The following is a 25,175-nucleotide window of genomic DNA, read 5'->3' as shown; positions in this document are numbered from 1 at the left end:
GCCCGGATCAGAGGGCGTCGAGGCCGCGCTCGCCGGTACGCACCCGGACGACCTCCTCGACACCCGTGACCCACACCTTGCCGTCGCCGATCTTGCCCGTACGGGCGGCGCCGACGATGGCGTCCACGATCTTTTCCACGTCGATCTCGTCGGTGAGCACCTCGACCCGGATCTTGGGCAGGAACTCGACCGTGTACTCGGCACCCCGGTAGACCTCGGTGTGCCCCTTCTGCCGTCCGTACCCCTGGACCTCGCTGACGGTCAGCCCGGCGACGCCCAGGGCGTGCAGAGCCTCCTTCACCGCGTCCAGCTGGTACGGCTTGATGACCGCGGTCACCAGCTTCATGTCCAACCCCTCCATCCCAGGAACGTTAACCGGCGACCTTGGCGCTGACCGGCTCGGTGGGCTCGGCCTCCGGCGTGGCACTGCTCGGCGTGCCACCACCGGGGGTGCCGATGCCGGCCATCGCGAACGCGCCGCCCGTGCCGCCGCCGGCCGGGGACAGGTCGTAGCTGCTCTCGGCGTGCTCGGCGATGTCGATGCCCTCGACCTCGGCCTCACCCTTGACGCGGAAGCCGATCGTCTTCTCGATGACGAAGGCGAGCACCCAGGCGATACCGAACGACCAGGCGGTGACGATCAGGCCGGCGAGGGCCTGCCGACCGAGCTGGGTCGCCCCGCCGCCGTAGAACAGGCCGTCGGAGCCGCCCACCACGTCGCTGATCGCGGCGTTCACCGAGTTGGTGGCGAACAGGCCGAGCCAGAGCGAGCCGATCCAGCCGCCGACGAAGTGCACGCCGACCACGTCGAGGGAGTCGTCGTAGCCGAGCCGGTACTTGAGGCTTACCGCGAGCGCGCACACGACCCCGGCGACGATGCCGAGCAGCACGGACGCCCACGGGGCGATGAAACCACAGGCCGGGGTGATCGCGACCAGACCGGCTACCGCGCCGGAGGACGCGCCGACCATTGTCGGCTTGCGGTCCTTGAACCACTCGACCGCGATCCAGCCGAGCACCGCGGCGGCGGTGGCGAGCTGGGTGTTGATGAAGGCGAGACCGGCGACCGAGTCGACGGTCAGCTCCGAGCCGGCGTTGAACCCGAACCACCCGAACCACAGCAGGCCGGCGCCGAGCGCGACCAGCGGGATGTTGTGCGGCTTCATGCCCTCGCGGGGCCAGCCGAGCCGCTTGCCGAGCACCAGCGCCACGGCCAGGGCCGCCGCACCGGCGTTGATGTGCACCGCGGTGCCACCTGCGAAGTCCAGCGCGTGGATGTCGGCGCCGATGAAGCCGCCGCCCCACACCCAGTGGGCGACCGGGAAGTAGACCAGGGTGGCCCAGCCGAACGCGAACAGCAGCCAACCGGCGAACTTGGCCCGGTCGGCGATGGCGCCGCTGATCAGCGCGACGGTGATCACCGCGAAGACCATCTGGAAGGCCATGAACACGTAGAGCGGAATCCCGATGCCGCTGGGGTTTTCCGTCGTGGCGCCCCACAGGTCGGTCTCGGCGAGGAACGTCTTGGTGCCGAGGTACGCGCCCGGGTCACCGATGATGCCGTTCTGATCGGTGCCGAAGGCGACGCTGAAGCCGTAGAACCACCACAGAACAGAGATGAGCCCGATTGCCGAGAAGCTCATCATCATCATGTTGAGTACGCCCTTGGCCCGGTTGAGGCCGCCGTAGAACAGCGCCAGTCCGGGGGTCATGAGCAGCACGAGCGCGGTCGAAACCAGCAGCCATGTGGTATTGGCGCCGTCGATCGTCGGTGCTTCAGGCACGCTGGCCTCCTAAAGGTGAAGTCCTCCTTCGCGGCTTTCCGGGGCAGCGTCGCCCGTAGGCCGGTTGCGCGGAAGCCTCGCGGCCGGCTGTTTCACCCAGGGTCCCGTGCGGGTTTCCGTTTCGTGACCAGTTGTTTCGGACGTGTCACGAACTCCGCACAGTCATCAGCATGGACGATCGTGGATCGACCGGACGGCGAACGTCGATGACTGACCGGCCAGCGGCATCGACCGGTGCGCGTGAGGGGCCCGGCCGAGCATCGACCGATCGGCGCTCAGCGGAGGGCGTTCTCCAGCGCGTGCCGCTCGTAGTCGAGCAGCCGCAGATCGCGCATCGGCCGCCGCAGGTGCCCCTTGTGCACGATCCGCACGAACGCCGGCTCACCGGCCGCGGCCATCCGGCGGATGCCCTCGACGTGGTCCACGATCCGCTTGCGGATGGTGCGGATCAGCCGGTGCCGGTCCCGCGGGATCAGCCCGTACGCGTCGGCGAAGAGCCGCAGCCGGCGCGGCCGGTCCGGACGCTTCCAGCCCAGCGTGATCGAGTCCCGGTCGGCGAAGATCGGCACCCACGTCCACGCGGCGTACGCCACGTCGTAGATCCGGGCGCCGGGCGAGGCGAGGTCGAAGTCGATCAGCCCGAGGGTGCCGTCCGGCCGCCAGATCACGTTGTGCGGCGCGGCGTCGTGGTGGCAGATCACCTCGGTGTCCGGCGGCGGAGGCCCGAACGAGCGCCAGACCGCATTCGGCGGCGGGGCGAAGCCGTACTGCGCGTCGTGGAACATCCGCAGCATGGTGGCGACGGTGACCAGCGCCTCGTCGGTCACCCAGTGCGGGGCGAGCGGGTACTCCCCGCACTCCCCCTCCAGGTACGACAGCACCTCGCGGTTGCGCTCGTCCATCCCGAGCGCCCGGGGAGCGCCGGTGAACCCGACGTACTCCAGGTGCCGCAGCAGAGCGTGCACGGAAGGGGTCCACGGGCCGGCGTTACGACGGACCGTGTCACCGACCCGGACCACGGTGCTCACGTTGCCGCCGTGCAGCGGGATCTCCTGCGAAGTCACGTACGGTCTCCCGAGGCGCTGCGAGGGGTGGCCGGGGTCGCGCCAGCCCGTGTACGCGCGATCGTCAGTGGTCACCCGAGACTACGCGTCCCGTCCGGCGGGTTCGGTGCCCAGCAGCGCGTCGACGAACTGCGCCGGGTCGAACGGTGCGAGATCGTCCTTGCCCTCACCGAGGCCGACGAGCTTGACCGGGATGCCGAGCTTGCGCTGCACGGCGATCACGATGCCACCCTTCGCGGTGCCGTCGAGCTTGGTCAGCACCACGCCCGTCACGTTGACGACCTCGGTGAACACCCGAGCCTGCTCCAGACCGTTCTGGCCGGTCGTGGCGTCGAGGATGAGCAGCGTCTCGTCGATGGGCCCCTGCTTCTCCACCACGCGCTTGACCTTGCCCAGCTCGTCCATCAGGCCGACCTTGTTCTGCAGGCGGCCTGCGGTGTCGATGAGCACGGTGTCCACGCCGGTGTCGATGCCCCGTTTGACGGCGTCGAAGGCGACGCTGGCCGGGTCGGCGGCCTCGGGCCCCCGGACGGTCTCCGCGCCGACCCGCTCACCCCAGGTCTGCAACTGGTCGGCGGCGGCGGCCCGGAAGGTGTCGGCGGCGCCGAGCAGCACGGTACGGCCGTCGGCGACCAGCACCCGGGCGATCTTGCCGCAGGTGGTGGTCTTGCCGGCGCCGTTGACGCCGACGACGAGCACCACCGCCGGCACGCCGTCCTTCGGAGCGGTCCGCAGCGAACGGTCCATGCCGGGGTCGAGGGCGTTGACCAGCTCGGCGGCGAGCAGCGCCCGCAGCTCACCGGCCGAGCGGGTGCCCAGCACCCGGGTGCGCTCACGCAGCCGGTCGACGATGTCGCGGGTCGCGTCGACGCCCACGTCGGCGGTGATCAGGCTGTCCTCGATCTCCTCCCAGGCGTCCTCGTCGAGGTGGTCGCGGGCGAGCAGGCCGAGCAGGCCCTTGCCGAAGACGTTCTGCGAGCGCGACAGCCGCGAGCGGAGCCGGACCAGGCGGCCGGCGGTCGGCTCGGGCACCTCCACGGTCGGGGCGGGCGCCTCGATGACAGGTGGCGGCTCGACCAGGACGCCTGTGGATAGATCGGACTCCGGTGCCTCGACCGGCGGGCCGGCGAGATCCTCCTCGGCGCGGGTGTCGACCTCGGTGTGCGGCAGCGGGGGCTCGGGCCGCCGCCGCAGGCGCGGCACGACCAGCCCGACTGTGCCGGCGATCAGCACACCGAGCAGGACCAGAGCGAGGACGAGATATTCGGCCATGCCGGAATCCTGTCAGATGCCGGCGGCGGCGTCCCAGCCACCGCACCCCGGGCGTTGCCCGGAGTCTCAGCCACCGCACCCGGCTGGTCTCACGAACCGGCGGTAGGCTCGCCGCATGCCCGCCGCACACCTCCTGATCGGCCCACTTCTGCGGCGAGTGGTCGACACCCGGGCGACGATCTGGGTGGAGACCGCCGCGCCCGCCGTGGTCACCGTCCGCACCGCCCACGGCGCCACCGGCACCGCACCCACCTTCTCGGCGTACGACCACCACTACGCCCTCGTCGTGGTGGAGGGGCTCACCCCGGACAGCGCGACGACCTACGAGGTGCTTGTCGACGACGAGCTGGTCTGGCCGGTTCCGAGCAGCGGGTTCCCGCCCAGCGTGATCCGCACCCGGGCGGTCGACGACCTGGACCAGCCGGTCAACCTGATCTTCGGGTCCTGTCGGGAGACCACCCAGCACGCCACCACCCGCAAGCTGCCGCCGGACGCGCTGGACGCGTACGCCCGCCGGTTGATGGCCGACCCCGAGTCGAACGCTCTGCCCGACCTGCTGGTGCTGCTCGGTGACCAGGTCTACGCCGACGTCACCTCGCCGACGGTACGGCGGCTGCTGCGCCGACGGCGGCGGCGTCCCAAGGGCGCACCGGCCGACCAGGTGGTGAGCTTCGACGAGTACACCAAGCTGTATCTGGAGTCGTGGCGTGATCCGGAGATCCGCTGGCTGCTCTCCACCGTGCCGAGTGTGATGATCTTCGACGATCACGAGATCATCGACGACTGGAACACCTCGGCGGCGTGGCGTGCCGAGATGCGCGAAGAGCCGTGGTGGGCCGAACGGATCGGCAGTGGGTTGGCCTCGTACTGGGTCTACCAGCACCTGGGCAACCTCTCCCCGGACGAGATCGCCGCCGACCCGGTCTTCGCCAAGGTCGCCGCCGCGGAGGACGCCACGAGCGTGCTGCGCGAGTTCGGGCACCGGGTCGACCAGGAATCCGACCTGGCGCACGACACCGAACGCTGGCGCGCGGTGCAGTACCAGTGGAGTTACGCGCTCGATCTGGGGCGTACCCGGCTGGTCATGCTCGACAACCGGTGCAGTCGGGTGCTGGAGTCGGGCAGCCGGGCCATGCTGCCGCCGGGTGAGTGGTCGTGGTTCCTGGACCAGGCGCACGGGGTCTACGACCACCTGGTGGTCGGCGCCTCGCTGCCCTGGCTGCTGCCGCAGGGCATCCATCACATCGAGGCGTGGAACGAGAAGCTGGCCGACTCGCGCCGGCCCTGGGTGGCCCGGGGGGCCGAGAAGCTGCGCCGCGCCCTCGACCTGGAGCACTGGGCGGCGTTCCGGCGCTCCTTCGAGGCGCTCGGGGAGACCTTCGCCCGGATCGGCACCGGCACCCCGAGGCAGTCCGGCGCCCGGGTCGGCGCCGGGCCGGCGTACGCCCCACCGGCGTCGATAAGCGTGCTCTCCGGGGACGTGCACCACTCGTACGTGGCCCGGGCCCGGTTCGCCGATCCCGCGGTGGTCACCCCGGTGCACCAGCTCACCTGCTCACCGATCCACAACCAGGTGCCGGCCGGCATCCGTCCGTTGATGCGGTTGGGCTGGTCGTCCGGGCCGGCGGGCGCCACCCGGGCGCTGGCCCGTTCGGCGGGTGTCCGCCGCCCGACGGTGCGCTGGCGCAAGCTGGCAGGTCCCTACTTCGGCAATGCCGTGGCCACCCTCACCCACCGGGGCCGGCGGGCCGAGGTGACCATCGAGGGCACCACGAGCGACGGGCACCTACGGCCGGTGATGAGCCGCCGCCTCTCCGGCGACGACTGACCGGGCCCCGCCGTACTCTCTAGCCCGTGGACGAGCACCTGCCGGAGCCGATCCGGGCCGTCGAGCACGAGCTGACCGCGTTGCTGCGCCGGGGACGGGCGGTTTCCTGGGAGATCGCCCGGGAGGTGCACCCGCACCTCGAACCGAACACGTACGGGCTGCTGCTGTGGTTGCGGCGCAGCGGATCGATCCGGTTGACCGAGCTGGCGGCGCGGCTCGGCGTCGGCAAGGGGACGCTGAGCCGACAGATCAACGGCCTGGAGGCGCTCGGTCTGGTGCACCGCGACCCCGATCCGAGTGACCGGCGGGCGGCGCAGATCAGCCTCACCGAGGAGGGCCAGCGCCGATTCGACGTCGCCCGCTCCGCCCGGCTGGGCGAGTTCCTGCGTGCTCTGGACGACTGGCCGGTCCGGGACGTCGAAGAGTTCGCCCGGCTGCTCGGCCGGTTCAACGAATCCTGGAGATGACCTCGCGAGGGTGGGGAATGTCCCAGTCGTCCGTCTGGTTGTTGCTCAGGGCAACCAAAAACGTACGGTTGCCTCGGGCAACTCCCAGGCGGGACCCGCAGTGCGGGACGCCGCCCCACCACCTCTACTCCGCTCGGAGGCACTAAACGATGAGCCAGGCGACAGCGTCTCGAGCGCCCGCCGTCGACATGACCCACCGGCAGATCCTGGAGGCCCTCTCCGGCCTGCTGCTGGGCCTGTTCGTCGCGATCCTCTCGTCCACGGTCATCTCGAACGCGCTGCCGCGCATCATCACCGAACTGCACGGCGGCCAGTCCGCGTACACCTGGGTGGTCACTTCGGCCCTGCTCGCGACCACCGCGACCACCCCCATCTGGGGCAAGCTCGCCGACCTGACCAGCAAGAAGACCCTGGTCCAGCTGGCCCTGGGGATCTACGTGCTGGGCTCGGTGCTGGCCGGCCTCGCCCAGGGCACCGGCGAGCTGATCGCGTGCCGGGTGGTCCAGGGCATCGGCGCCGGTGGCCTCACCGCACTCGCCCAGGTAATCATGGCGACGATGATCGCGCCGCGCGAGCGGGGCCGCTACAGCGGCTACCTCGGCGCCGTGATGGCCGTCGGCACCATCGGCGGACCGCTGATCGGCGGCGTTATCGTCGACACCTCGTGGCTCGGCTGGCGCTGGTGCTTCTACGTCGGCGTGCCGTTCGCCATCGCCGCGCTGGTAGTGCTCCAGAAGACCCTGCACCTGCCGGTGATCAAGCGCAAGGCGCAGATCGACTGGTGGGGCGCCACCCTGATCACCGCGGCCGTCTCGGTGCTGCTGATCTGGGTCTCCCTCGCCGGCGACCAGTTCGCCTGGGGCTCCTGGCAGACCGTCGCCATGGTCCTCGGCGCACTGCTCCTCGGCGCGCTCGCCATCCGGGTGGAGACCCGGGCCGCCGAGCCGATGATCCCGCCGCGACTGTTCCGCAGCCGCACGATCACCCTCGCCGTCGTCGCCAGCGTCGCGGTGGGCGTGGGCCTGTTCGGCGCGTCGATCTTCCTCGGCCAGTACTTCCAGATCAGCCGGGGCGAGTCCCCGACCATGGCCGGCCTGATGACCCTGCCGATGATCCTCGGCCTGCTGGTCGCCTCGACCGTCGGCGGGCGGATCATCACGAGGACCGGCCGCTGGAAGCGCTTCCTGGTGCTCGGCTCGGCGCTGCTCACCGTCGGCTTCGCGCTCATGGGCACGCTGCGCGCGGACACCAGCTTCACCCTGCTCAGCGTCTACATGGCGCTGATCGGCGTCGGCCTGGGCCTGACCATGCAGAACCTCGTCCTCGCCGTGCAGAACACGGTCGGCCCGCAGGAACTGGGCGCGGCCAGCTCGGTGGTGGCGTTCTTCCGCAGTCTGGGCGGCGCGATCGGTGTCTCCGCCCTCGGCGCGGTGCTCGCCCACAAGGTCAAGGACTACACCGCCGACGGGCTGGCCCAGCTCGGCATCCCGGCGTCCAGCTCCGGCAGCGGCGGCACACTGCCCGACGTGCACGCCCTGCCCGGTCCGCTGCGGGCGGTGGTGGAGAGCGCGTACGGCCACGGCGCCGGTGACATCTTCCTGGCCGCCGCTCCCTTCGCGCTGATCGCGCTGATCGCGGTGAGCTTCATCAAGGAGGTGCCGCTGCGGCAACACAGCGGCAACCCGGTTTCCGCTGCGGCCGACGGGGAATCGAACCTCGTCTCCGGTGTGGTCCGGGCCGGCGAGCAGAGGTGAGGTAGAGCCATGAGCGTGGGAGCGCCGGACCGCGAGGAGTACGGCCCTCGGATCAACCCGCTGCCCTTCGAACGGGGCACGGACGGCCCGCGGGTGGTCATGGCGGGCGTGGACGGCACCCGTACGTCCGCGCGGGCCGGTGCCTACGCCGCCGGGCTGGCCCGTCGGCAGGGCGCGACCCTGGTGGTGGTCTTCGTCGGCTCGTCGAGCGGGATCACCTCCCTCGTGCCCGGCATGGACGCCGGCGCGGTCCAGCGCACCCACGACGAGTTGGCCGACGAACTACGCCGGGAGTGCCGGCGTGCCGCCGAGCAGTTGGGCATCCCGGTGACCTTCCTGTGCCGGCGCGGCGACGCGTACGCCGAGCTGTGCGCGGCGGCCGACGAGTTCCAGGCCGACATGGTGGTCGTGGGCGCGTCCGAGCAGGCCGGTCACCGGTTGGTCGGCTCGGTCGCCACCCGGCTGGTCCGTAAGGGTCACTGGCCCGTCGTCGTGGTGCCCTGAAATCCGGTCGCCACTGTCGTACCCGAGCCGCAGGATGGCCGGATGACGACATGGAAAGCACCGGCCATCGACCGCACCGAGGAGCCGCTGGTCGCCGATGAGCGCACCATGCTGGAGGGCTGGCTCGGCTACCACCGCGACACCCTGCTGCACAAGTGCGCCGGCCTGACCACCGAGCAGTTGCGCGTGGCGAGCGTCGAGCCGTCCGGCCTGAGCCTGCTCGGGTTGGTCCTGCACATGACCGACGTGGAGCGGTCCTGGTTCCGCCAGCGCTTCGCCGGCCAGGACCTGCCCGACCTCTACGACTTCGACGCCGACAACGACGCCGATTTCCACGCCGCGGCCGACGCCGACGCGGAGGCCGCCTTCACCGCCTTCCGCGCCGAGGTCGACGCGGCCCGCGCGGTCACCGACGGACGCTCCCTGGACGAGACGTTCACGCTGAGCCGCCGCGACGGCACCCGCACCTTCAGCCTGCGCTGGGTGTACGTGCACATGATCGAGGAGTACGCCCGGCACAACGGGCACGCCGACCTGATCCGGGAGCGCATCGACGGCGTCACCGGCGACTGAGCGGTCTCAGTAGTTGAGCGCCGCCCGCAGGTAACGCAGGTCGGCGTGGCCGCCCCAGCGGTGCGCCGACAGCCCTGCGGACCGGGCGCCCCGTACGGCCCAGTCCTCGTCGTCGACGAAGAGCACCCGGGCCGGCGGGGTGGCCAGCGCCTGGCAGGCGGCCTGGAAGTACTCCGGGGCCGGCTTGTGCACCCCGAGCGCCGAGGAGTTGACCACCACGTCAAGTTCGCCGACCAGGCCGAGCGTGGTGAGGTCGGCGTCGAGCAGGTCGGTGGCGTTGGTGGCCAGCCCGACCCGGACACCGGCGGCGCGCACCTCCCGGACGAAGTCGAGCACCTCGGTGTCGACCTCACCCCGGTAGCGCTGCCACTGCTGCACCGCCGACCGGGCGCGGTCCGGGCCACCGGCCGGCTCGGCCAGGGCCTCGGCCACACTGCTCATCCAGTCGGCGTGGCTGACCTGGCCGGTGAGCACCGGCTGGAGACGGCCCCACTGCATGGCGATCTCGCTGAGCACACCGTCGGCGAGGCCGTACTCCCGCTCCACTCCGGCGGCCACCGCCGGGTCGAACCGACGCAGTACGCCGTCCAGATCCAGCAGGAGCGCCGTCGCGCGTTCCCGAGCCACTACCCGTTCTCCTCGCCGCGGCGGTGCCGCCTGTCGTCCTCGTCGGCCCGGTTGAGCCGTTGGCTGATCACCTGGGTGACCCCGCTGCGCATGGTCACCCCGTAGAGCGCGTCGGCGATCTCCATCGTCCGCTTCTGGTGCGTGATGACGATCAGCTGACTCTTCTCCCGCAACTGTGCCAGCAACGTGATCAGCCGGCCCAGGTTCACGTCGTCCAGGGCCGCCTCCACCTCGTCCATGATGTAGAACGGGCTCGGCCGGGCACGGAAGATCGCCACCAGCATGGCCACCGCGGTCAACGACCGCTCGCCACCGGAGAGCAGCGACAGCCGCTTGATCTTCTTACCCGGCGGGCGGGCCTCGACCTCGACGCCCGTGGTGAGCAGGTCCTCGGGGTCGGTGAGGATCAGCCGCCCCTCACCGCCGGGGAAGAGCACGGTGAACACCTGCTCGAACTCCCGGGCCGTGTCCTCGAACGCGCTGGCGAAGACCTCCAGGATCCGCTCGTCGACGTCCTTGACCACGGTGAGCAGGTCCCGGCGGGTCGCCTTGAGGTCCTCCAGCTGCTCGGAGAGGAACTTGAAACGCTCCTCCAGCGCGGCGAACTCCTCCAGCGCGAGCGGGTTGACCTTGCCGAGCAGAGCCAGTTCGCGTTCCGCCTTGGCGGCCCGCTTCTCCTGCACGGGCCGCTCGTAGCGGACCGGCTCGGGCACCGGCAGCCCGTCGCGCTCGGCCGCCGCCACGTCCGCCTGGGTCGGCGGAACGGGCTGGGTGGGGCCGTACTCGGCGACAAGCGTCTCCACGTCCAACCCGAAGTCCTCGGCTGCCTTCGCCTCCAACTGCTCGATCCGCAGGCGCTGCTCCGCGCGGGCCACCTCGTCGCGGTGCACCTGGCTGGTCAGCCGCTCCAGCTCCGCGCCGAGCCGCTTGGCGGCTCCGCGTACCTCCTGGAGCTCGGCCTCGCGGGCGGCGCGCTCCCGCGCGACGGCGTCGCGGTGCTCCTCGGCCGCCGCGATCGACGTGGTGAGTCGGGTGAGCGCCTCGCGGGCGCCGCCGGCGACGGCCCGGGCGATGCCCGCCCCACGGGTGCGCGCGGCCCGCCGGGCCGCGGCGCGTTCCCGCGCGGCCCGCTCCGCGGTGGCTTGCCGGGCCAGCGAGTCGGCCCGACCGGCGATCGAGGAGACCCGCTCCTCGGCGGTACGCACGGCGAGCCGGACCTCCATCTCGTTCTGCCGTGCCTGCGGCACCATCGCGGCGAGCTGGTCGCGCTCCTCGGTGGAGGGCTCGGCGTCGATCGGGGTGTCCTCAGCCAGTCGCAGCCGCTCCTCCAGCTCGTCGAGCGTGGTGAGGTCCCGCTGCCGGGCAGCCTCGGCGCGGGCCCGGGACTCGCCCAGCCGGTCGGTCTCCGCCTTGGCCGAGCGGGCTGCCGCGCCCAGCTCGGCGAGCCGGCGGGCGGCCGCGTTGCGGTGGCTCTCCGCCTCGCGCTTCTCGGCGGCGGCGTGCTGCACGGCCTCCTTGGCTGCGGCCACCTCGGCGCGCGCCTCGACGAGCTGGTCGCGCAGCTCCGCGCCGGAGCGTTCGGCGGCGAGCCGGTTGGTGCGGGCCTCCTCGACGGCCGCCTGCACCTCGATGTAGCTGGGGGCCTTGGCCGACCCGCCGGCCGCCGCGTACGCCCCGACCACGTCCCCGTCCGGGGTGACGGCCCGCAGCTCGGGGTTGCCGGCGACCAGCTCGGCCGCGGCGGCGAGATCGTCGACCAGAGCCACGTCCCGCAGCGCCCGGTGCACGGCGGGGCGCAGCTCGGCACCGCACTCCACGAGGTCGGGGGCCCAGCGGGCGCCGTCGGGCAGCTTCGGGCGCAGCGCGTCGGCGGAGCCGGTCATGCCCGGTCCGGCTGGGCTGCCGACCAGCAGACCGGCCCGGCCGGCGTCGGAGATCTTGAGCAGTCGCATCGCCTCGACGGCCTCGTCGACCCCGCTGACGGCGACCGCGTCGGCGAGCCCGCCGAGCGCGGCGGCCAGCGCGGCCTCGTGCCCCGGCGCGACGGTGAGCAGCCCGGCGAGACTGCCGAGCAGGCCGGGTACGTCGCCGGCTCGGGCGAGCAGCGCTCCCGCGCCGTCCTTGCGCCGCAGCCCGAGGGCGAGCGCCTCCTCGCGGGCCTTCCAGGTGGCGGCGTCCTTCTCGGCGGCGCGCTCGGCGTCGGCCAGCGACCGAACGGTCGCCTGCGCCCGCTCCTGGACGGCGACCGCCTCGGCGTGCCGGGCATCCAGGTCGGCGTTGTCCCGGTCCGCCTCGGTGGACTGCGCGGCCACCGCGTCCAGGTCGGCCTGCGCCTGCTCGGCGCGGCCCAGCGCGTCGGCGTGCGCGACGGCGAGGCGTTCGATCTCCTCGCCGGCGCTCGTGGTCCGGGCGCGGGCCGAGTTGACCTGGCCGGTGAGGCGAGCCATGCCCTCACGCCTGTCGGCGATGGCCTTGGCGGCGGCGACCAGCTCCCGTTCGGCGGCGGCGAGCTGCCGTTCCAGCTCCTGGCGGTGCTCGACCGCCTCGGCGAGGCGGATCTGGTCGTCGGTCAGCGCCGCGCGCAGCTCCTCCTCCTGCTCGCGGACCCGCTCGGCCTCGGCCTCCAGCTGGTCGGGGTCGCGGCCGGGCCGCTCGTCGTCGCCGGTCGCGCTGAGGTGCCGCAGCCGCTCCCGGGCCAACTGCTCGATGGAACGGAAGCGCTCCTGGAGGGCGGACAACCTGTACCAGGTGTCCTGGGCGGCGGCGAGCAGCGGAGCGTCCTCGGCGAGGGCGGCCTCCAACTCGCCGAGCCGGCCCTGCACCTCGGCGTGCTCGCCCTCGAACTGCTCGCGCCGCTCCCGCAGCGCGGTCTCGTCGGCGATCTCCCGGTCCAGGGTGGTGCGCAGGGTGGCCAGGTCGTCGGCGAGCAGTCGCAGCCGGGCGTCACGCAGGTTGGCCTGGATGGCGGCGGCACGCCGGGCCACCTCCGCCTGCCGGCCCAGCGGCTTGAGCTGGCGGCGCAGCTCGGCCGTGAGGTCGGTGAGCCGGTTGAGGTTCACCTGCATGGCGTCGAGCTTGCGCAGCGCCTTTTCCTTGCGCTTGCGGTGCTTGAGGACGCCTGCCGCCTCCTCGATGAACGAGCGGCGGTCCTCCGGCTTGGCGTGCAGCATGCCGTCGAGCCGGCCCTGCCCGACGATGATGTGCATCTCCCGGCCGATGCCGGAGTCGGACAGCAGCTCCTGGATGTCGAGCAGGCGGCAGGAGTTGCCGTTGATCTCGTACTCGCTCTCGCCGGAGCGGAACATCCGGCGGGTGATGGAGACCTCGGTGTACTCGATGGGCAGCGCGCCGTCGGTGTTGTCGATGGTGAGGGTGACCTCGGCCCGGCCCAGCGGCGCACGGCCTGCGGTGCCGGCGAAGATGACGTCCTCCATCTTGCCGCCGCGCAGCGCCTTGGCACCCTGCTCACCGAGCACCCAGGCGATGGCGTCGACGACGTTGGACTTGCCGGAGCCGTTCGGGCCCACCACGCAGGTGATCCCGGGCTCCAGCTTCAACGTCGTGGCGGAGGCGAAGGATTTGAAGCCCTTCACCGTCAGGCTCTTGAGATACACCTACTCGATCCTCGTCCGGTGGCCGCCGTACCGTCGCCGGCTGCGGGGACCTGGGTGAACCCGCAGACTAACCCGGTGGCGGGACCGACCCGGCACGCGACCCGCCCCGGGCCGTGTCGGCGGCGGGCACGGGCCGAGCGCGGTGTTGTCGCGGCGACGACGAGAAAGACAAACGCCTTTCATGATCGGCCCACCGGTCGGCGCGATTCGGCGAAACCCTGGGTGCGGTTATCGCGAGGCCAGCCACAAGATCACAAATGGTCGGGCGCGAAAGGCGCCGGACAGCGTTGCGCGCCGGCACAGAGGTGTCGGCGCGCATTTTTGCGGTGGTGCTGCGATTCAGTTTTCCGACCCGAAGATCAGGTCAGCGCCGGCTCGGCGAGACGGAGCAGATCGTCCGCTTCCGCCGCAGCCGCCGCGAGCCGATCATTGTCGGCACGCAGACGCGTGATCTCGAACTCCAGTGCCTGAACCCTGGCACGCAGTCGGGTGACCTCGTCGAGCAGACGCCGGTCGGGCGCTGCACCTACGTGGCCGTAGAGGGCCTTCGCCATGCTGACTCCTTGATATGCGCTGCCGGAAAGGCCGGCCAAACGCGCGCCCAATTTTGTACGCGGCTGTCATTCCAGCTGTATCTGGGCATGACCGGGCGCGACTGGCGACACCTATATATTGAGCCGCAAACCCCTCCTTCGTCAAGTTCTCGCAGGCCGTAGATCATCTCTACGTCGACCTGTCCACTTGTCGGGGGGCTGCCGCAAGGCACGGACACGCTCTGTCCGGACACCTTTACTGTACGCCCGGATTCGGGGAAGTCAGCGCCTTGACGTCCGACTTGCTCTTAACTCTTCCTTAGCCACGTTGCCGCAGGTCGCGGGCGAGTCGTAGCGTCACCCCGGCCCGCAACCGACCCGTGGAGGCAAAGGCGTGTACGGCTGGACCGACCCGATGGACCCGAACGGCGCCCCCCGGCGCGCCGAGCGGCCGACCGACGAGCCGGACTGGCTGCGCGACCGCCCGGAGCCCCGCTCGGCCTACCTCTTCGGGGACGACCCCGACCAGCCCGGCGACGAGTGGCACCGCGCGGAGCCCACCTCCCGCTGGCAGCCCGCGCCCCCGGCCGCGCCGGTCGAGGCGCCCCGCACCGGCTGGCCGGGCCACGAACGCGGTGACGAGGCGACCGGCGGCTGGCGCGCCGACCCCCGGCCCGCCGAGATCGACGACGCCTGGCGCAACGAGGCCGACGCGCAGCCCACCGACGGCTGGCGTACCGAGACCGCGCAGACGGGCGGCTGGCGTACCGAGGCCGACGCGCAGCCCACTGGCGGCCGGAGCGGTGCCGGTCGGGCCGGCGAGGGGCGACATCGCTCGCCCCGGCGCTGGCGTCGGCCGTTCATGATCGGCGGCGCCGCCGCGGCAGCCACCCTCGTGGTGAGCGTCGGCGTCGGCGCGCTCGCGATGCCCCGTGGCGACGGCCCGGCCGACGAGCCGACAGCCGTCGACGACACCGTCGCCGCCGCGCCCGCGGTCCCGACCGACCAGCCGGCGGGCGACACACCGGTCGCACCCTCCCCGACCGGCTCGCCCAGCCCGGCACGGCCGAGCCCGTCGCCGAGCAAGGTGGTCAAGCCCACCCCGGCCGCCTCACGCACCACCGCCACGTCCCGGCGCACCGCCGCGCGCAGCAAGGCACCGAACACCACAGGTGGCTCCGGGGGCACCGTCAGCACCCAGGCCCAACAGGTGGTGGACCTGGTCAACGCCGAGCGGGCCAAGGCCGGCTGCAAGGCGCTGAGCGTCGACGACAAGCTGATGACCGCCGCCCAGCGGCACAGCCAGGACCAGGCCGACCACCAGACCATGACGCACACCGGCAGCGATGGCAGCGACACCGGCGTCCGGCTGGACCGCGTCGGCTACGCCTGGCGCACCTACGGCGAGAACGTGGCGTGGAACCAGAAGACGCCGGCCGCCGTGATGGACGCCTGGATGAACAGCTCCGGGCACCGCGCCAACATCCTGAACTGCGCGTTCACCGAGATCGGCGTCGGCATCGCCAACAGCAACGGGCCGTACTGGACGCAGGTCTTCGCGGCGCCGCGCTGAGGGCGCGTCTCCCGCGCTCGCGCGCTCGTTGGACCCGGTGAGGTACGCCGGACCGGACGTGGGGGCGGCGTACCGGTGAGGGTGGCGACGGGCCGCCCGGGACCCGGGAGCTGCCGATGCGGATCCGGCCGCGGCGACGTGCCGCCGTACGCCCGCTGCGCCGGATCGTGTCGGCCGGCGTCGCGCTCGTCCTGGTGGTGCCGGCGTACGGATGCCGGCGCGAGCTGACCCCGCCGGGCGCGCCCACCCCGTGGCCAGCCACGCAGGCCCGCCACTGGCGGTGGCAGTGGCAGCTCGACGGCCCGCTCGACCCGACTGTGGACGCCGACGTCTTCCTGCTCGACCCGGTGGCCACCACCGCCGCGCAGACGGCCGAGCTGCGCTCTCGTGACCGGCGGCTGATCTGCCGGGTGCCCGTCGGCTCGCTGCGCGCGACCGACCCGGACGCCAGCCGGGTGCCCGCCGCCGTGCGGGGCGCGGCGGGCCCACAGCCCGGCAGCCGGTGGCTGGACGTGCGGCTGTGGGACGCGTTGGAGCCGGTGCTGGCCGACCGGTTCCGGCTGTGCCGGGGCAAGGGTTTCGGCGCGGTGGCGCTGGCCGACGCCGACGGGTACGCCCACCACACCGGATTCCCCCTCGGCTTCGACGACCAACTGCTGTTCAACCGCCGACTGGCCCAGTTGGCGCGCTCACTGGAGCTCTCCCCCGGGTTGGTCAACGACGTGCCGCAGCTCGCGGCGCTGGCGCCGGACTTCGACTTCGTGGTCAACGAGGAGTGCGTCCGGCTGGACCAGTGCGCGAAGCTGCTGCCGTTCGTGGACGCGGGCAAGCCGGTCTTCCACGTCGAGTACACCGGGTCGACCGACGACTTCTGCGTCACCACTGTCGGCTACGGCTTCGCGTCGATCCGCAAGGAGCGGGCGCTGGACGCCTGGCGGGAACCCTGCGCGCTGCCGTGACCCGCGATCGCGTCGAGCACGCGGTGGGGGCGACGCGGTGGTGCCCCCGTCCGCGTCACGAACGGGGGCACCGACGGTGAGGTCAGCCGGTGGTGGGGTCAGCCGGTGGTGGACGGGCTGCGCTCGGCCGGCGTGCGGGGGGACGGCACCTCGGCCTGTTCCGCGCTGAGCGGGGTGGCCAGGTTCTCCAGTGACTGCCCCTCGGCCCGGACGCCGAGCGCCATCTCGACGAGCCCACCGATGATCATCACGATGGCGCCGATCACGAAGGCCAGCACCGTGTCGTCGACCTTGCCGGTGCCGACCAGCTTCGAGAAGAGCAGCGGGCCGGTGATGCCACCGGCGGCCGTGCCGATCGCGTAGAAGAACGCGATGGCCATGGCGCGGGTCTCCATCGGGAAGATCTCGCTCACCGTCAGGTACGCCGCGCTCGCGCCGGCGGAGGCGAAGAAGAGCACGATCCACCAGCAGGCGGTCATCGTGGTGGCGCTGAGCGAGCCGTTGTGGAACAGCCACGCGGTGCCCAGCAGCAGAAGGCCGGAGAGCACGTACGTGCCGGCGATCATCGGCACCCGGCCCACCGTGTCGAAGAGCCGACCCAGCAGCAGCGGACCGGCCAGGTTGCCCACCGCGATCACGGCGAAGTAGTAGCCGCTGTTGCCCGGCTGCACGTCGAAGAACGTCTCCAGGATCTGGGCGAACCCGAACGTGATCGCGTTGTAGAGGAACGCCTGCCCGATGAACAGCGAGAAGCCCAGGATCGCGCGCTTCGGGTAGCGGGCGAAGAGCGTCCTCGCGATCGACACGAAGTTCGTGCTGCGACGCTGCCGGACGGTGATGTAGTCGTCCGCCTCGGTGAGCTCCCGGCCGGTCTCCCGGCGCACCTCGGCCTCCACGGAGTCGACCAGCTCGTTCGCCTCGTCCGCCCGGCCGTGGATGAACAGCCAGCGTGGACTCTCCGGAACGTGTCGGCGGACCAGCAGGACCACCACGCCGAGGATGGCGCCCAGGCCGAAGGCCACCCGCCAGCCGAGATTGGTCGGCAGGCCGTTGAGCAGTGGCACCGTCAGCAGGGCCCCCATCGCGGCGCCCAGCCAGAAGGTCCCGTTGATGATGATGTCGATCCGGCCGCGGTGCCGGGCCGGGATCAGCTCGTCGATCGCGGAGTTGATCGCCGCGTACTCGCCGCCGATGCCCATGCCGGTCAGGAACCGGAACAGGAAGAACCACCAGGTGTCGAAGGAGAGCGCGGTCAGCGCGGTGGCGACCAGGTACAGCCCCAGGGTCAGCAGGAACAGCTTCTTGCGACCGAACCGGTCCGTGAGCCAGCCGAAGAAGAGCGCGCCGGTGCAGGCGCCGGCCACGTAGAGCGCGGCGGCGAGCCCGGTGACCTGGCTCTGGGTGATGTCCAGGCCGCTACCGGGCTCGGCGAGCTTGCCGGACAGGTTGCCGACGATGGTCACCTCGAGGCCGTCGAGGATCCACACCGTGCCCAGACCGATGACGATCATCCAGTGCCAGCGGGACCACGGGAGGCGGTCGAGCCGGGCGGGAACGTTTGTGCGTACGGTGCCGGTCTGCACGGTGCTCATGGCGTACTCCGGCGGGGTTCGGTATCCCCCGGCGCGTCGGCCCGCGGGAGGGCCGCCGGGGTGCGCTGTTCGTCCATGCGGGGCCAGATGCCCCGCTCCACGCCGGGTTAATCCTGCGGTTCCGGTGCGCCGGCTGAGGCCGGGCCGCGGTCGCGGCCCGGCCTCAGCGGGGTGAATCAGGACACCGGCACCAGCTCCGGCGCGGGCGCCGGCGGCTCGGTGGGGGCGGGCGCCGGGCGTCGCCGCAGGAACCGCGGGGCCCACCAGTTGGCGTCGCCGAGCATGGTCATCAGGGCCGGCAGGACCACTCCCCGGATGATCGTGGCGTCCAGCAGGATCGCCGCCGCCAGGCCGATGCCGAGCTGCTTCATGTCGATGGTGCTCAGCGTGGCGAAGATCGAGAACACCCCGACCATGACGATCGCCGCGCTGGTCACCACCCCGGCCGACGAGGTGATGCCGTACGACACCGCGTCGCGGTTGGACATGCCGGCCCGGACCCCCTCGCGGATCCGGCTCACCACGAAGACGTGGTAGTCCATCGAGAGGCCGAAGAGCACCACGAACAGGAACAGCGGCAGCCAGGAGACGATCGCGCCCATCGACGTGAAGCCCAGCAGTCCCTCGGCCCACTCCCCCTGGAAGATCAGCACCAGCAGCCCGTACGCGGCGCCGGCGGAGAGCAGGTTCAGCGCGATCGAGCTGGCCGCCACCACCACCGAGCGGAACGTGAAGGTCATGACCAGGAACGTGAGCACCAGCACGAAGCCCATCACCAGCGGCAGCTTGTCGCGCACGTGCGACGCGTAGTCCTCGCTGTCCGCCACGCTCCCGCCGACCGCGTACTCGATCCCGGGAATCCCCCGCAGCTCGGCCGGGACCAGGTCGGCCCGCAACTTCTCCAGCGACTTCACCGACCTGTCGTCCCGGCTGGCGTACGGGGTGGCGACGTCCAGCACCGACACCCGCCGGTCCGCCGACACCTTGATCTTCGGGCCGTCCGCCTCGATGGGGGCGAACAGCGGGTCGCCGCCGGCACGGGCGGCCAGGTCGGTGAGCGCCGCGTTGACCCGATCGGCCTGCTCGGCAGGTGCCCGGACGGCCACCACGTGGTTGGTGCCGGTGCTCGGGAAGGCCGCGGTGAGCCGGTCGTACGCCTGCATGGCAGGCGTGGTGCGCGGCAGGTCCTCCATGCCGGGGAACTTCAGCTTCATGCCGAGCGCCGGCGCGGCCAGCGCGAGCAGCAACCCGACCGAGATGACGAGCGTGACGACCGGGGCGCGCAGCGCCGGCCTGAGCAGCGCCGGCCAGAGCCGGGGCGTACGCGGCTCGCCGTGCCGGCCGGTGCGCGGCGCGGTCAGCCGCCAGAGCAGCGGCACCCGGGGCCTGTCGACCCAGCGGCCCAGCCTGGCCAGCAGGGCCGGCAGCACGGTCAGCGAGCCGGTCACCGCGACGGCGACCACCAGGATCGAGCCGACGGCCAGGGACGAGAAGACCACGTCGCCGGCAAGGAACAGGCCGGCCATCGCGATGATCACGGCGAAGCCGGAGACGACCACGGCGTGCCCGGAGGTCTCCGCGGCGATCTCCACCGCGTCCAGACCGGAGCGGCCCTTGGCCCGCTCCTCGCGCTCCCGGCGGATGTAGAACAGCGAGTAGTCGACCCCGACCGCCATGCCGATCAGCAGGATCACCGGTGACGTCGTGTCGGTGGCCGGCACCAGGTGCGAGGCGAGGGTGGACAGACCCATCGCGGCGGCGACCGAGGAGAGGGCCAGCAGCACCGGCACGCTGGCCGCGATCAACGCGCCGAACGCGATGATCAGGATGGCCAGGGTGACGGGCAGGCTCAACAGCTCGGCGCGCTCGAAGTCCTTGCCCAGGGTGTCGTCGAGCGCCTGGCCGATCGACGCCCCGCCGACCTGCTCGACGCGGAGCTGCGGGTGCGCGCCCTGCACGGTGGCGGTGGCGTCGCGCAGCGGCTGCACCCGGTCCGACGCGGTCTCCGGATCGCCGGACATGGTGATCGGCAGCAGCAGCGCCGACCCGTCCCGCGCGGTGACCGGCGGGCCGACCTCGGCAACCCCGGTGACCGTACGCAGTCGGGCCGCCGCGTCGTCGGCGGCCGCCTTCGCCGCCGCCGGGTCCAGGGCGCCACCGCGGGGGGTGATCAGGACGTTCTCCACGGCCGGGTCGTCGAAGGCCCCACCGTCCACGATGATGCTGGCCCGCCCGGCCTCGCCGATCGCCTGGTCCCCGCTGGTGGCCTCGCTGAGGCCGGCGGCGTTGCCACCGACGAAGCACACCGCCACGAACACGACCCACATCGCGATCGCCCGCCACGGATGCTCGGCGCTCCACCGTGCCATCCGCACCGTCACCGGTCTGCTGCCCATCTCGTGTCCCCCTGTCACGTCGACCCCCTGTCAACGTTGCTGACGTTAGGGGCGTGACGAGGCGGTCACATCAGGGAACGGCCCCCGTCCACCCCGGAGTCGGTCCGCGGAGGGCGGCGGGTCCGCCGGACGGGCATCAACCGGCGATTCGGGCGTACGCCGGGGTGTGGCCCGGAGGGTTCGGCAGCGACCCGCCGGTGCCGACCCGGAGTCGACTCCGGGTCATCCCCGAAGGGCACCCCGAGGCCGGGGCTGGCAGCGCGGGCAGCTGTACGAGGAGCGGTTCATGAACGACTCGCGACGGATCGGCGCTCCGCACCGCCGGCACGGCTCGCCCTCGCGGCCGTAGGCGTTCAGAGCCCGGTCGAAGTAGCCGCTCTCGCCGTTGACGTTGACGTAGAGGGCGTCGAAGCTGGTGCCGCCCTCCCTGATCGCCTCACCGAGCACGTCGCGGACGTGGCCGAGCAGACGCTGCGCGGCCGGGCCGGTAAGCGCGTCGGTGGGGCGCGCGCCGTGCAGGCCCGCACGCCAGAGCGCCTCGTCGGCGTAGATGTTGCCCACGCCGGAGATCAGCGTCTGGTCGAGCAGTGCCCGCTTCACCTCGGTCCGGCGGCGGCGCAGCGCGGCGACGAAGGCCGCGTCGGAGAACTCCGGGTCCATCGGGTCGCGGGCGATGTGCGCGATCTCCTCGGGCAGGTCCGCGCCGCCCTCGCTGACCGCGAGCCCGCCGAACGTCCGCTGGTCGACGAAGCGCAGTTCGGGCCCGTCGTCGGCGAACCGGAACCGGACCCGCAGGTGGGTCTCGTCGGGAGTGCCGGGCGGCTGAAGCAGCATCTGGCCGGACATCCCGAGGTGCCCCACGATGGCGTCACCGCTGTCCAGCGGCAGCCACAGATACTTCCCGCGACGGCGGGCGTCCAGCACTGTGCGGCCGACGAGCACGTCGGCGAAGTGCGCGTCACCCGGGATGTGCCGGCGGACCGCGCGTGGGTGACGGACCTCGACCGTGGCGATCCGCCGGCCGGTGACCCACTGGGCCAGCCCCTGCCGGACGGTCTCCACCTCGGGCAGCTCAGGCACGACGCAGACCCGTCGCGCGGCCACCGGTCGCGGCCTCGGCGTCGCGCTCCTCGCTGGTCGGGACCGCACCGTCGCGATCGGCGGTCGGGGCGTCGCCGTTGGCCGAGGCCGGCGGCTCGGGCGCAGTCTGCTGGTCCGCGACGTCGGCCGGCATGACCTGCGCCAGGTGGTCGGCCTCCTCGGTCCGGGCCGCCTGCTCGGCGCTCTCCAGCGGCCCGAACGACTCGCTCTGGTTGTTCCCGTCCTGCTGGTCCTGCTGCTTGTTCTGCTCGTGCTGGTCCGTGAGCATCCGCCAGGCCGCCTCGGCGGCCCGCTGCTCGGCCTCCTTCTTGCTGCGCCCCTCCGCGCCGCCGTACCGGTTGCCGGCCACCACCACCCAGGCCGTGAACGTCTTGAGGTGATCCGGTCCGGTGCCCTCGATCCGGTACTCGGGCACGCCGAGACCGAGCGCGGCGGTCAACTCCTGCAGGCTGGTCTTCCAGTCCAGGGCCGCACCCCGGCCGGCCGACTCGGCCATCAGCGGGTCGAAGAGTCGATGGATCACGATTCCGGCGGTGTCCAGCCCGTACTGCAGGTAGATCGCGCCGAGCAGCGCCTCCAGGGTGTCGGCGAGGATGCTCGCCTTGTCCCGGCCACCGGTGGTCTCCTCACCCTTGCCGAGCAGCAGGTACGCGCCGAGGCCGTCCGGGCCCAGGCCACGGGCCACGTCGGCGAGGGCCCGCATGTTGACCACGCTCGCCCGCAACTTCGCCAACTGTCCCTCGGGCAGGTCCGGGTGGTTGCGGAACAGCGCCGTGGTGACCACGACGCCGAGCACCGAGTCGCCGAGGAACTCCAGCCGCTCGTTCGTGGGCAGACCGCCGTTCTCGTACGCGTACGAGCGGTGGGTCAGCGCGCGTTGCAGCAGGTCCGGTTCCAGGCTGACGCCGAACGCGGCTTCCAGGTGACCGACGGACGCCCGCCGCCGCTTGTCGTTGCTCATGTGCGTACCTCGGTATCGGTGGAGCGGTCGGTGCGGTCCGTCGCGGCGTCGCCGTCGAGCAACGCGGAGACCAGTTCGGTGGCGCGCCGCCGCCACAGGTGGGCGGCGAGAGCGATGCCGGAGGCGACGTCGTCGGCGCGAGCGGAGCCGTGACAGACGACTACCGTTCCGGCGACGCCGAGCAGGGCGGCGGCCCGGGGCGCGCCGCCACCGACGGGTGGGCCGCCGGCCATCGCGTACGCGCCCTCGATCGCCTTGAGCAGCACGTTACCGGTGAAGCCGTCGGTGACCACCACATCGGCGCGCGCGCCGAGGGCCACGTCGTACCCCTCGACCAGGCCGACGTAGCGTGCCCCGCGGGGCAGCGGTTCGACGGCGAGCAGGGGATCGGTGGCGCGGCGTACCCGGTCGCCCTTGCCGGCCTCCGTGCCGACCGAGAGCAGGCCGACCCGCGGCGCGACGACCGAGTGGGCCACCGCGGCGTACGCGGCGCCGAGCACGGCGTGCCGGGCCAGCGTGGCGGGGCGGGGCTCCAGGGAACCGCCCACGTCGAGCAGCACCACGGGCCCGGCGACCGCGGGCAGGGTGGCGACCAGGGCGGGTTGGCGGATCTCCGGCCAGCGGCCGAGACCGAGCACGGCGGCGGTGACCGTGGCACCTGTCGCGCCGGCCGAGACGAGGGCGTCGGCGGTGCCGTCGCGGACGGCGGTGACGGCGGCCCGGACGGTGCTCTCCGCGCGGGCGGCGCTGGGATGGTCGGCCATGCCGACGGCGGAGCGGACCGGGCGGACCGTGATCCGGGAACGCTCGGCCGGGGCGAGGGCAGCGATGAGCGCCTCGGCGACCTCGGTCGGGCCGACGAGTAGCAGGTGCAGATCGGGGTCGGCGCGCACGGCCCGCAGAGCGCCGTCAACCACGACGGCGGGAGCGTCGTCCCCGCCGAGGAGGTCAACGGCGATCCGCGCGGTGCCCGGCTCCATCGGAACACCGGCCGGGTTGGGCCGGCCGGTGTCGGAGGGAGCCGGGGCACCGGGCGAATGCCAGGGTGCGCGCGCCGCCCGACCTGGGGTCGGGGGCGTCACTCGGCGTCCAGGTCAGACCTCGAGAACCTGGCGGCCGTTGTAGGTGCCGCAGACGGAGCAGGCAGCGTGCGGCAGCTTCGGGGACTTGCACTGCGGGCACGCGACGGTCGCGACCACTGTCGCCTTCCAGTTCGCCCGGCGGGACCGGGTGTTGCTGCGCGACATCTTGCGCTTCGGGACGGCCACGGTTCTTACTCCTCTGTAACGGTCAGTTGCGACAGGCCCGCCCAACGCGGGTCGATCTGCTGGTGACTGTGGTCGGCCGGCAGATCGTCCCAGTGCGCCCCACATTCGGGGCACAGTCCTGGGCAGTCCTCCCGGCAGAGCGGGTTGGTCGGCAGCGTGAGCACCAACGCGTCCCGCAGCGCCGGCTCCAGGTCGATCAGATCGCCCTGCATCCGGCCCACCTCGTCCTCGTCGGTCGTGGCGTCCGTGGTGCTGTTCTCGTACGCGTACAGCTCCTGGAGCGTCACGGCCATCGATTCGTTGATCTCGCGCAGGCAACGCCCGCACTCGCCCCGGATGGGACCGGTGATGGTCCCGGAGACGAGCACGCCCTCGGACACCGACTGCAACCTCAGATCGAGGTCGAGGTCCGCGCCCTCCGGCACACCGATCAACTCCACGCCGAGGTCCGCCGGTGCCGGCACGACCCGCTGGACCTCACGCAACGCGCCAGGGCGACGCGGCAGGTCCCTCGTGTCGAGGACCAGCGGCGCCCTGGGGTCGAGTGTCGATGGCGAGTGCTTGGGCATAGTCAGACTCCGGCCGGTGAGAGGCCGACAAAAAAGGTTACCTGGGCGACCGCCGGACCGTCGAACCGGGGGGACGCCTGCGGTGAGAATGTCGGCTGGTGAGGTGCCGCTCAGAAGGGTAGCGGGCGTTCCGCCTCATCCCCACCGAAGGTACCGATCTCCCGCAGCGCATGCATCTTGTCCCGGCCACGCTCTATCGAGGCGAGGGCCCGGGTGAGGAACTGCTCGAAGTTGGCCAACGCGGTGTCGACGTAGTCGTCGACCTCCTCGCGCAGGCGCTGCGCCTCGGCGCGGGCCTCGGCGATGATCCGGGCGCCCTCGTGCTCGGCCGACACAGTGATCTCGTTCACCGACACGAGGCGGGCGTGTTCTGCCTCACCCTCGCTGATGATCCGGTCCGCCTCGCGCTTACCAGCGTCCATGATCTTGTCCCGCTCGTCCAGGAGCGCGGCAGCCCGACGCAGGTCGGCGGGCAGGTCGGCGCGCATCTCGTCCAGGGCGGCGATCACCTCACCCCGGTCGACCATGCAGTTGTTGCGTGACATCGGGACGGAGCGCGCCTGCTCCACCATGGCGATCAGTTCGTCGATGCGGTCGAGCGGGTCCACCGGTACCTCACTCCTGTCGTTCGTCGGCCGACCTCCATGATGCGGGCCACGGCCGGGTTCCTGCTCGACCAATCATGTCGTGCCCGCCCCACCCACGCCCCCCTCACCCCAACCCGGCGAGTCGCGAC

21 protein-coding genes and 1 pseudogene are annotated in these 25,175 nt (G+C 72.2%); 7 read left to right on the top strand and 15 right to left on the bottom strand.

Annotation, left to right across the window (positions count from 1 at the left end; genetic code table 11):
- Positions 1-7: 7 nt before the first annotated feature.
- From AB0K10_RS03210 to ftsY, 4 genes are all read right to left on the bottom strand, one after another.
- Positions 8-346: a P-II family nitrogen regulator gene (locus AB0K10_RS03210; protein ID WP_007456507.1), complete on the bottom strand. Its 339-nt coding sequence runs from the start codon at positions 344-346 to the stop codon at positions 8-10.
- 25 nt (positions 347-371) lie between these two features.
- Positions 372-1,784, bottom strand: a complete 1,413-nt coding sequence (locus AB0K10_RS03205) for an ammonium transporter (RefSeq protein ID WP_363679430.1) — start codon at positions 1,782-1,784, stop codon at positions 372-374.
- Positions 1,785-2,059: 275 nt separating this feature from the next.
- The gene (locus AB0K10_RS03200) at positions 2,060-2,923 is read right to left on the bottom strand and encodes an aminoglycoside phosphotransferase family protein (RefSeq protein WP_363679428.1); all 864 of its coding nucleotides are present in this window, start codon (positions 2,921-2,923) and stop codon (positions 2,060-2,062) included.
- 6 nt (positions 2,924-2,929) lie between these two features.
- Positions 2,930-4,120 (bottom strand): signal recognition particle-docking protein FtsY, encoded by a 1,191-nt coding sequence (gene ftsY / locus AB0K10_RS03195; protein ID WP_363679426.1) that lies wholly within the window; start codon positions 4,118-4,120, stop codon positions 2,930-2,932.
- A 115-nt stretch (positions 4,121-4,235) separates the two neighbouring features.
- On the opposite strand from ftsY, the gene AB0K10_RS03190 reads away from it, so the two are divergent.
- The 5 genes from AB0K10_RS03190 (at position 4,236) to AB0K10_RS03170 (ending at position 9,246) form a co-directional block, all read left to right on the top strand.
- A complete protein-coding gene (locus AB0K10_RS03190; RefSeq protein ID WP_363679424.1) occupies positions 4,236-5,948 on the top strand; it encodes an alkaline phosphatase D family protein in 1,713 nt (570 codons plus the stop codon).
- Between the two features lie 26 nt (positions 5,949-5,974).
- Positions 5,975-6,415, top strand: coding sequence for a MarR family transcriptional regulator (locus AB0K10_RS03185; RefSeq protein WP_363679422.1), 441 nt, complete (start codon positions 5,975-5,977; stop codon positions 6,413-6,415).
- A gap of 149 nt (positions 6,416-6,564) precedes the next feature.
- Positions 6,565-8,169, top strand: a complete 1,605-nt coding sequence (locus AB0K10_RS03180) for an MDR family MFS transporter (RefSeq protein WP_363679420.1) — start codon at positions 6,565-6,567, stop codon at positions 8,167-8,169.
- 9 nt (positions 8,170-8,178) lie between these two features.
- Complete coding sequence (locus AB0K10_RS03175; RefSeq protein ID WP_363679418.1) at positions 8,179-8,673, top strand: universal stress protein; 495 nt, start codon at positions 8,179-8,181, stop codon at positions 8,671-8,673.
- 42 nt (positions 8,674-8,715) lie between these two features.
- Complete coding sequence (locus AB0K10_RS03170) at positions 8,716-9,246, top strand: DinB family protein (RefSeq protein ID WP_363679416.1); 531 nt, start codon at positions 8,716-8,718, stop codon at positions 9,244-9,246.
- A 6-nt stretch (positions 9,247-9,252) separates the two neighbouring features.
- Here the strand turns inward: AB0K10_RS03170 and AB0K10_RS03165 are convergent, their stop codons facing one another.
- From AB0K10_RS03165 to AB0K10_RS03155, 3 genes are all read right to left on the bottom strand, one after another.
- Complete coding sequence (locus tag AB0K10_RS03165; RefSeq protein ID WP_363679414.1) at positions 9,253-9,873, bottom strand: HAD-IA family hydrolase; 621 nt, start codon at positions 9,871-9,873, stop codon at positions 9,253-9,255.
- Entirely contained in the window at positions 9,873-13,487 is a 3,615-nt protein-coding gene (smc, locus tag AB0K10_RS03160) for a chromosome segregation protein SMC (protein WP_363679412.1), read from the bottom strand. Before smc ends, AB0K10_RS03165 begins: the two co-directional genes overlap by 1 nt.
- A gap of 359 nt (positions 13,488-13,846) precedes the next feature.
- Positions 13,847-14,041: a hypothetical protein gene (locus AB0K10_RS03155; RefSeq protein ID WP_007456482.1), complete on the bottom strand. Its 195-nt coding sequence runs from the start codon at positions 14,039-14,041 to the stop codon at positions 13,847-13,849.
- Between the two features lie 373 nt (positions 14,042-14,414).
- Here AB0K10_RS03155 and AB0K10_RS03150 point away from each other — a divergent pair, with 373 nt between their 5' ends.
- A complete protein-coding gene (locus tag AB0K10_RS03150; RefSeq protein ID WP_363679410.1) occupies positions 14,415-15,593 on the top strand; it encodes a CAP domain-containing protein in 1,179 nt (392 codons plus the stop codon).
- Between the two features lie 116 nt (positions 15,594-15,709).
- Positions 15,710-16,552 carry an endo alpha-1,4 polygalactosaminidase gene (locus AB0K10_RS03145; protein WP_363679408.1) on the top strand — a complete coding sequence of 281 codons (843 nt, stop codon included), beginning with the start codon at positions 15,710-15,712 and terminating at the stop codon, positions 16,550-16,552.
- A 98-nt stretch (positions 16,553-16,650) separates the two neighbouring features.
- Here AB0K10_RS03145 and AB0K10_RS03140 read toward each other — a convergent pair whose 3' ends face one another.
- The 8 genes and pseudogenes from AB0K10_RS03140 to AB0K10_RS03105 form a co-directional block, all read right to left on the bottom strand.
- Complete coding sequence (locus tag AB0K10_RS03140) at positions 16,651-18,144, bottom strand: MFS transporter (RefSeq protein WP_363679406.1); 1,494 nt, start codon at positions 18,142-18,144, stop codon at positions 16,651-16,653.
- Positions 18,145-18,320: 176 nt separating this feature from the next.
- Positions 18,321-20,540: an MMPL family transporter gene (locus AB0K10_RS03135; RefSeq protein ID WP_363679404.1), complete on the bottom strand. Its 2,220-nt coding sequence runs from the start codon at positions 20,538-20,540 to the stop codon at positions 18,321-18,323.
- Positions 20,541-20,762: 222 nt separating this feature from the next.
- Positions 20,763-21,620, bottom strand: coding sequence for a bifunctional DNA-formamidopyrimidine glycosylase/DNA-(apurinic or apyrimidinic site) lyase (mutM, locus tag AB0K10_RS03130; RefSeq protein WP_363679402.1), 858 nt, complete (start codon positions 21,618-21,620; stop codon positions 20,763-20,765).
- Between the two features lie 274 nt (positions 21,621-21,894).
- Positions 21,895-22,602: pseudogene (gene rnc / locus AB0K10_RS03125) on the bottom strand (ribonuclease III); the annotation flags it as partial.
- The gene (locus AB0K10_RS03120; protein WP_363679400.1) at positions 22,599-23,582 is read right to left on the bottom strand and encodes a phosphate acyltransferase PlsX; all 984 of its coding nucleotides are present in this window, start codon (positions 23,580-23,582) and stop codon (positions 22,599-22,601) included. The pseudogene rnc and the gene AB0K10_RS03120, both read right to left, overlap by 4 nt.
- A gap of 114 nt (positions 23,583-23,696) precedes the next feature.
- Positions 23,697-23,870 (bottom strand): 50S ribosomal protein L32, encoded by a 174-nt coding sequence (rpmF, locus tag AB0K10_RS03115; protein WP_030335284.1) that lies wholly within the window; start codon positions 23,868-23,870, stop codon positions 23,697-23,699.
- A gap of 5 nt (positions 23,871-23,875) precedes the next feature.
- A complete protein-coding gene (locus AB0K10_RS03110) occupies positions 23,876-24,439 on the bottom strand; it encodes a YceD family protein (RefSeq protein WP_363679398.1) in 564 nt (187 codons plus the stop codon).
- A gap of 110 nt (positions 24,440-24,549) precedes the next feature.
- Positions 24,550-25,047: a hypothetical protein gene (locus AB0K10_RS03105; RefSeq protein WP_363679396.1), complete on the bottom strand. Its 498-nt coding sequence runs from the start codon at positions 25,045-25,047 to the stop codon at positions 24,550-24,552.
- Between the last annotated feature and the right edge of the window lie 128 nt (positions 25,048-25,175).

Origin of the sequence: Micromonospora sp. NPDC049274 (assembly GCF_040678875.1) — a bacterium.
Classification (GTDB): domain Bacteria; phylum Actinomycetota; class Actinomycetes; order Mycobacteriales; family Micromonosporaceae; genus Micromonospora.
The sequence above is the reverse complement of the archived record's forward strand: the minus strand, read 5'-3'. Positions and strand labels throughout refer to the sequence as shown.

Coding starts and splice junctions, on each gene's coding strand:
- AB0K10_RS03135 (WP_363679404.1), bottom strand. CDS start 20,540: ATGGGCAGCAGACCGGTGACGGTGCGGATGGCACGGTGGAGCGCCGAG.
- ftsY (WP_363679426.1), bottom strand. CDS start 4,120: ATGGCCGAATATCTCGTCCTCGCTCTGGTCCTGCTCGGTGTGCTGATC.
- AB0K10_RS03155 (WP_007456482.1), bottom strand. CDS start 14,041: ATGGCGAAGGCCCTCTACGGCCACGTAGGTGCAGCGCCCGACCGGCGT.
- AB0K10_RS03180 (WP_363679420.1), top strand. CDS start 6,565: ATGAGCCAGGCGACAGCGTCTCGAGCGCCCGCCGTCGACATGACCCAC.
- AB0K10_RS03145 (WP_363679408.1), top strand. CDS start 15,710: ATGCGGATCCGGCCGCGGCGACGTGCCGCCGTACGCCCGCTGCGCCGG.
- AB0K10_RS03140 (WP_363679406.1), bottom strand. CDS start 18,144: ATGAGCACCGTGCAGACCGGCACCGTACGCACAAACGTTCCCGCCCGG.
- AB0K10_RS03210 (WP_007456507.1), bottom strand. CDS start 346: ATGAAGCTGGTGACCGCGGTCATCAAGCCGTACCAGCTGGACGCGGTG.
- AB0K10_RS03190 (WP_363679424.1), top strand. CDS start 4,236: ATGCCCGCCGCACACCTCCTGATCGGCCCACTTCTGCGGCGAGTGGTC.
- AB0K10_RS03175 (WP_363679418.1), top strand. CDS start 8,179: ATGAGCGTGGGAGCGCCGGACCGCGAGGAGTACGGCCCTCGGATCAAC.
- AB0K10_RS03170 (WP_363679416.1), top strand. CDS start 8,716: ATGACGACATGGAAAGCACCGGCCATCGACCGCACCGAGGAGCCGCTG.
- AB0K10_RS03110 (WP_363679398.1), bottom strand. CDS start 24,439: ATGCCCAAGCACTCGCCATCGACACTCGACCCCAGGGCGCCGCTGGTC.
- AB0K10_RS03120 (WP_363679400.1), bottom strand. CDS start 23,582: ATGGAGCCGGGCACCGCGCGGATCGCCGTTGACCTCCTCGGCGGGGAC.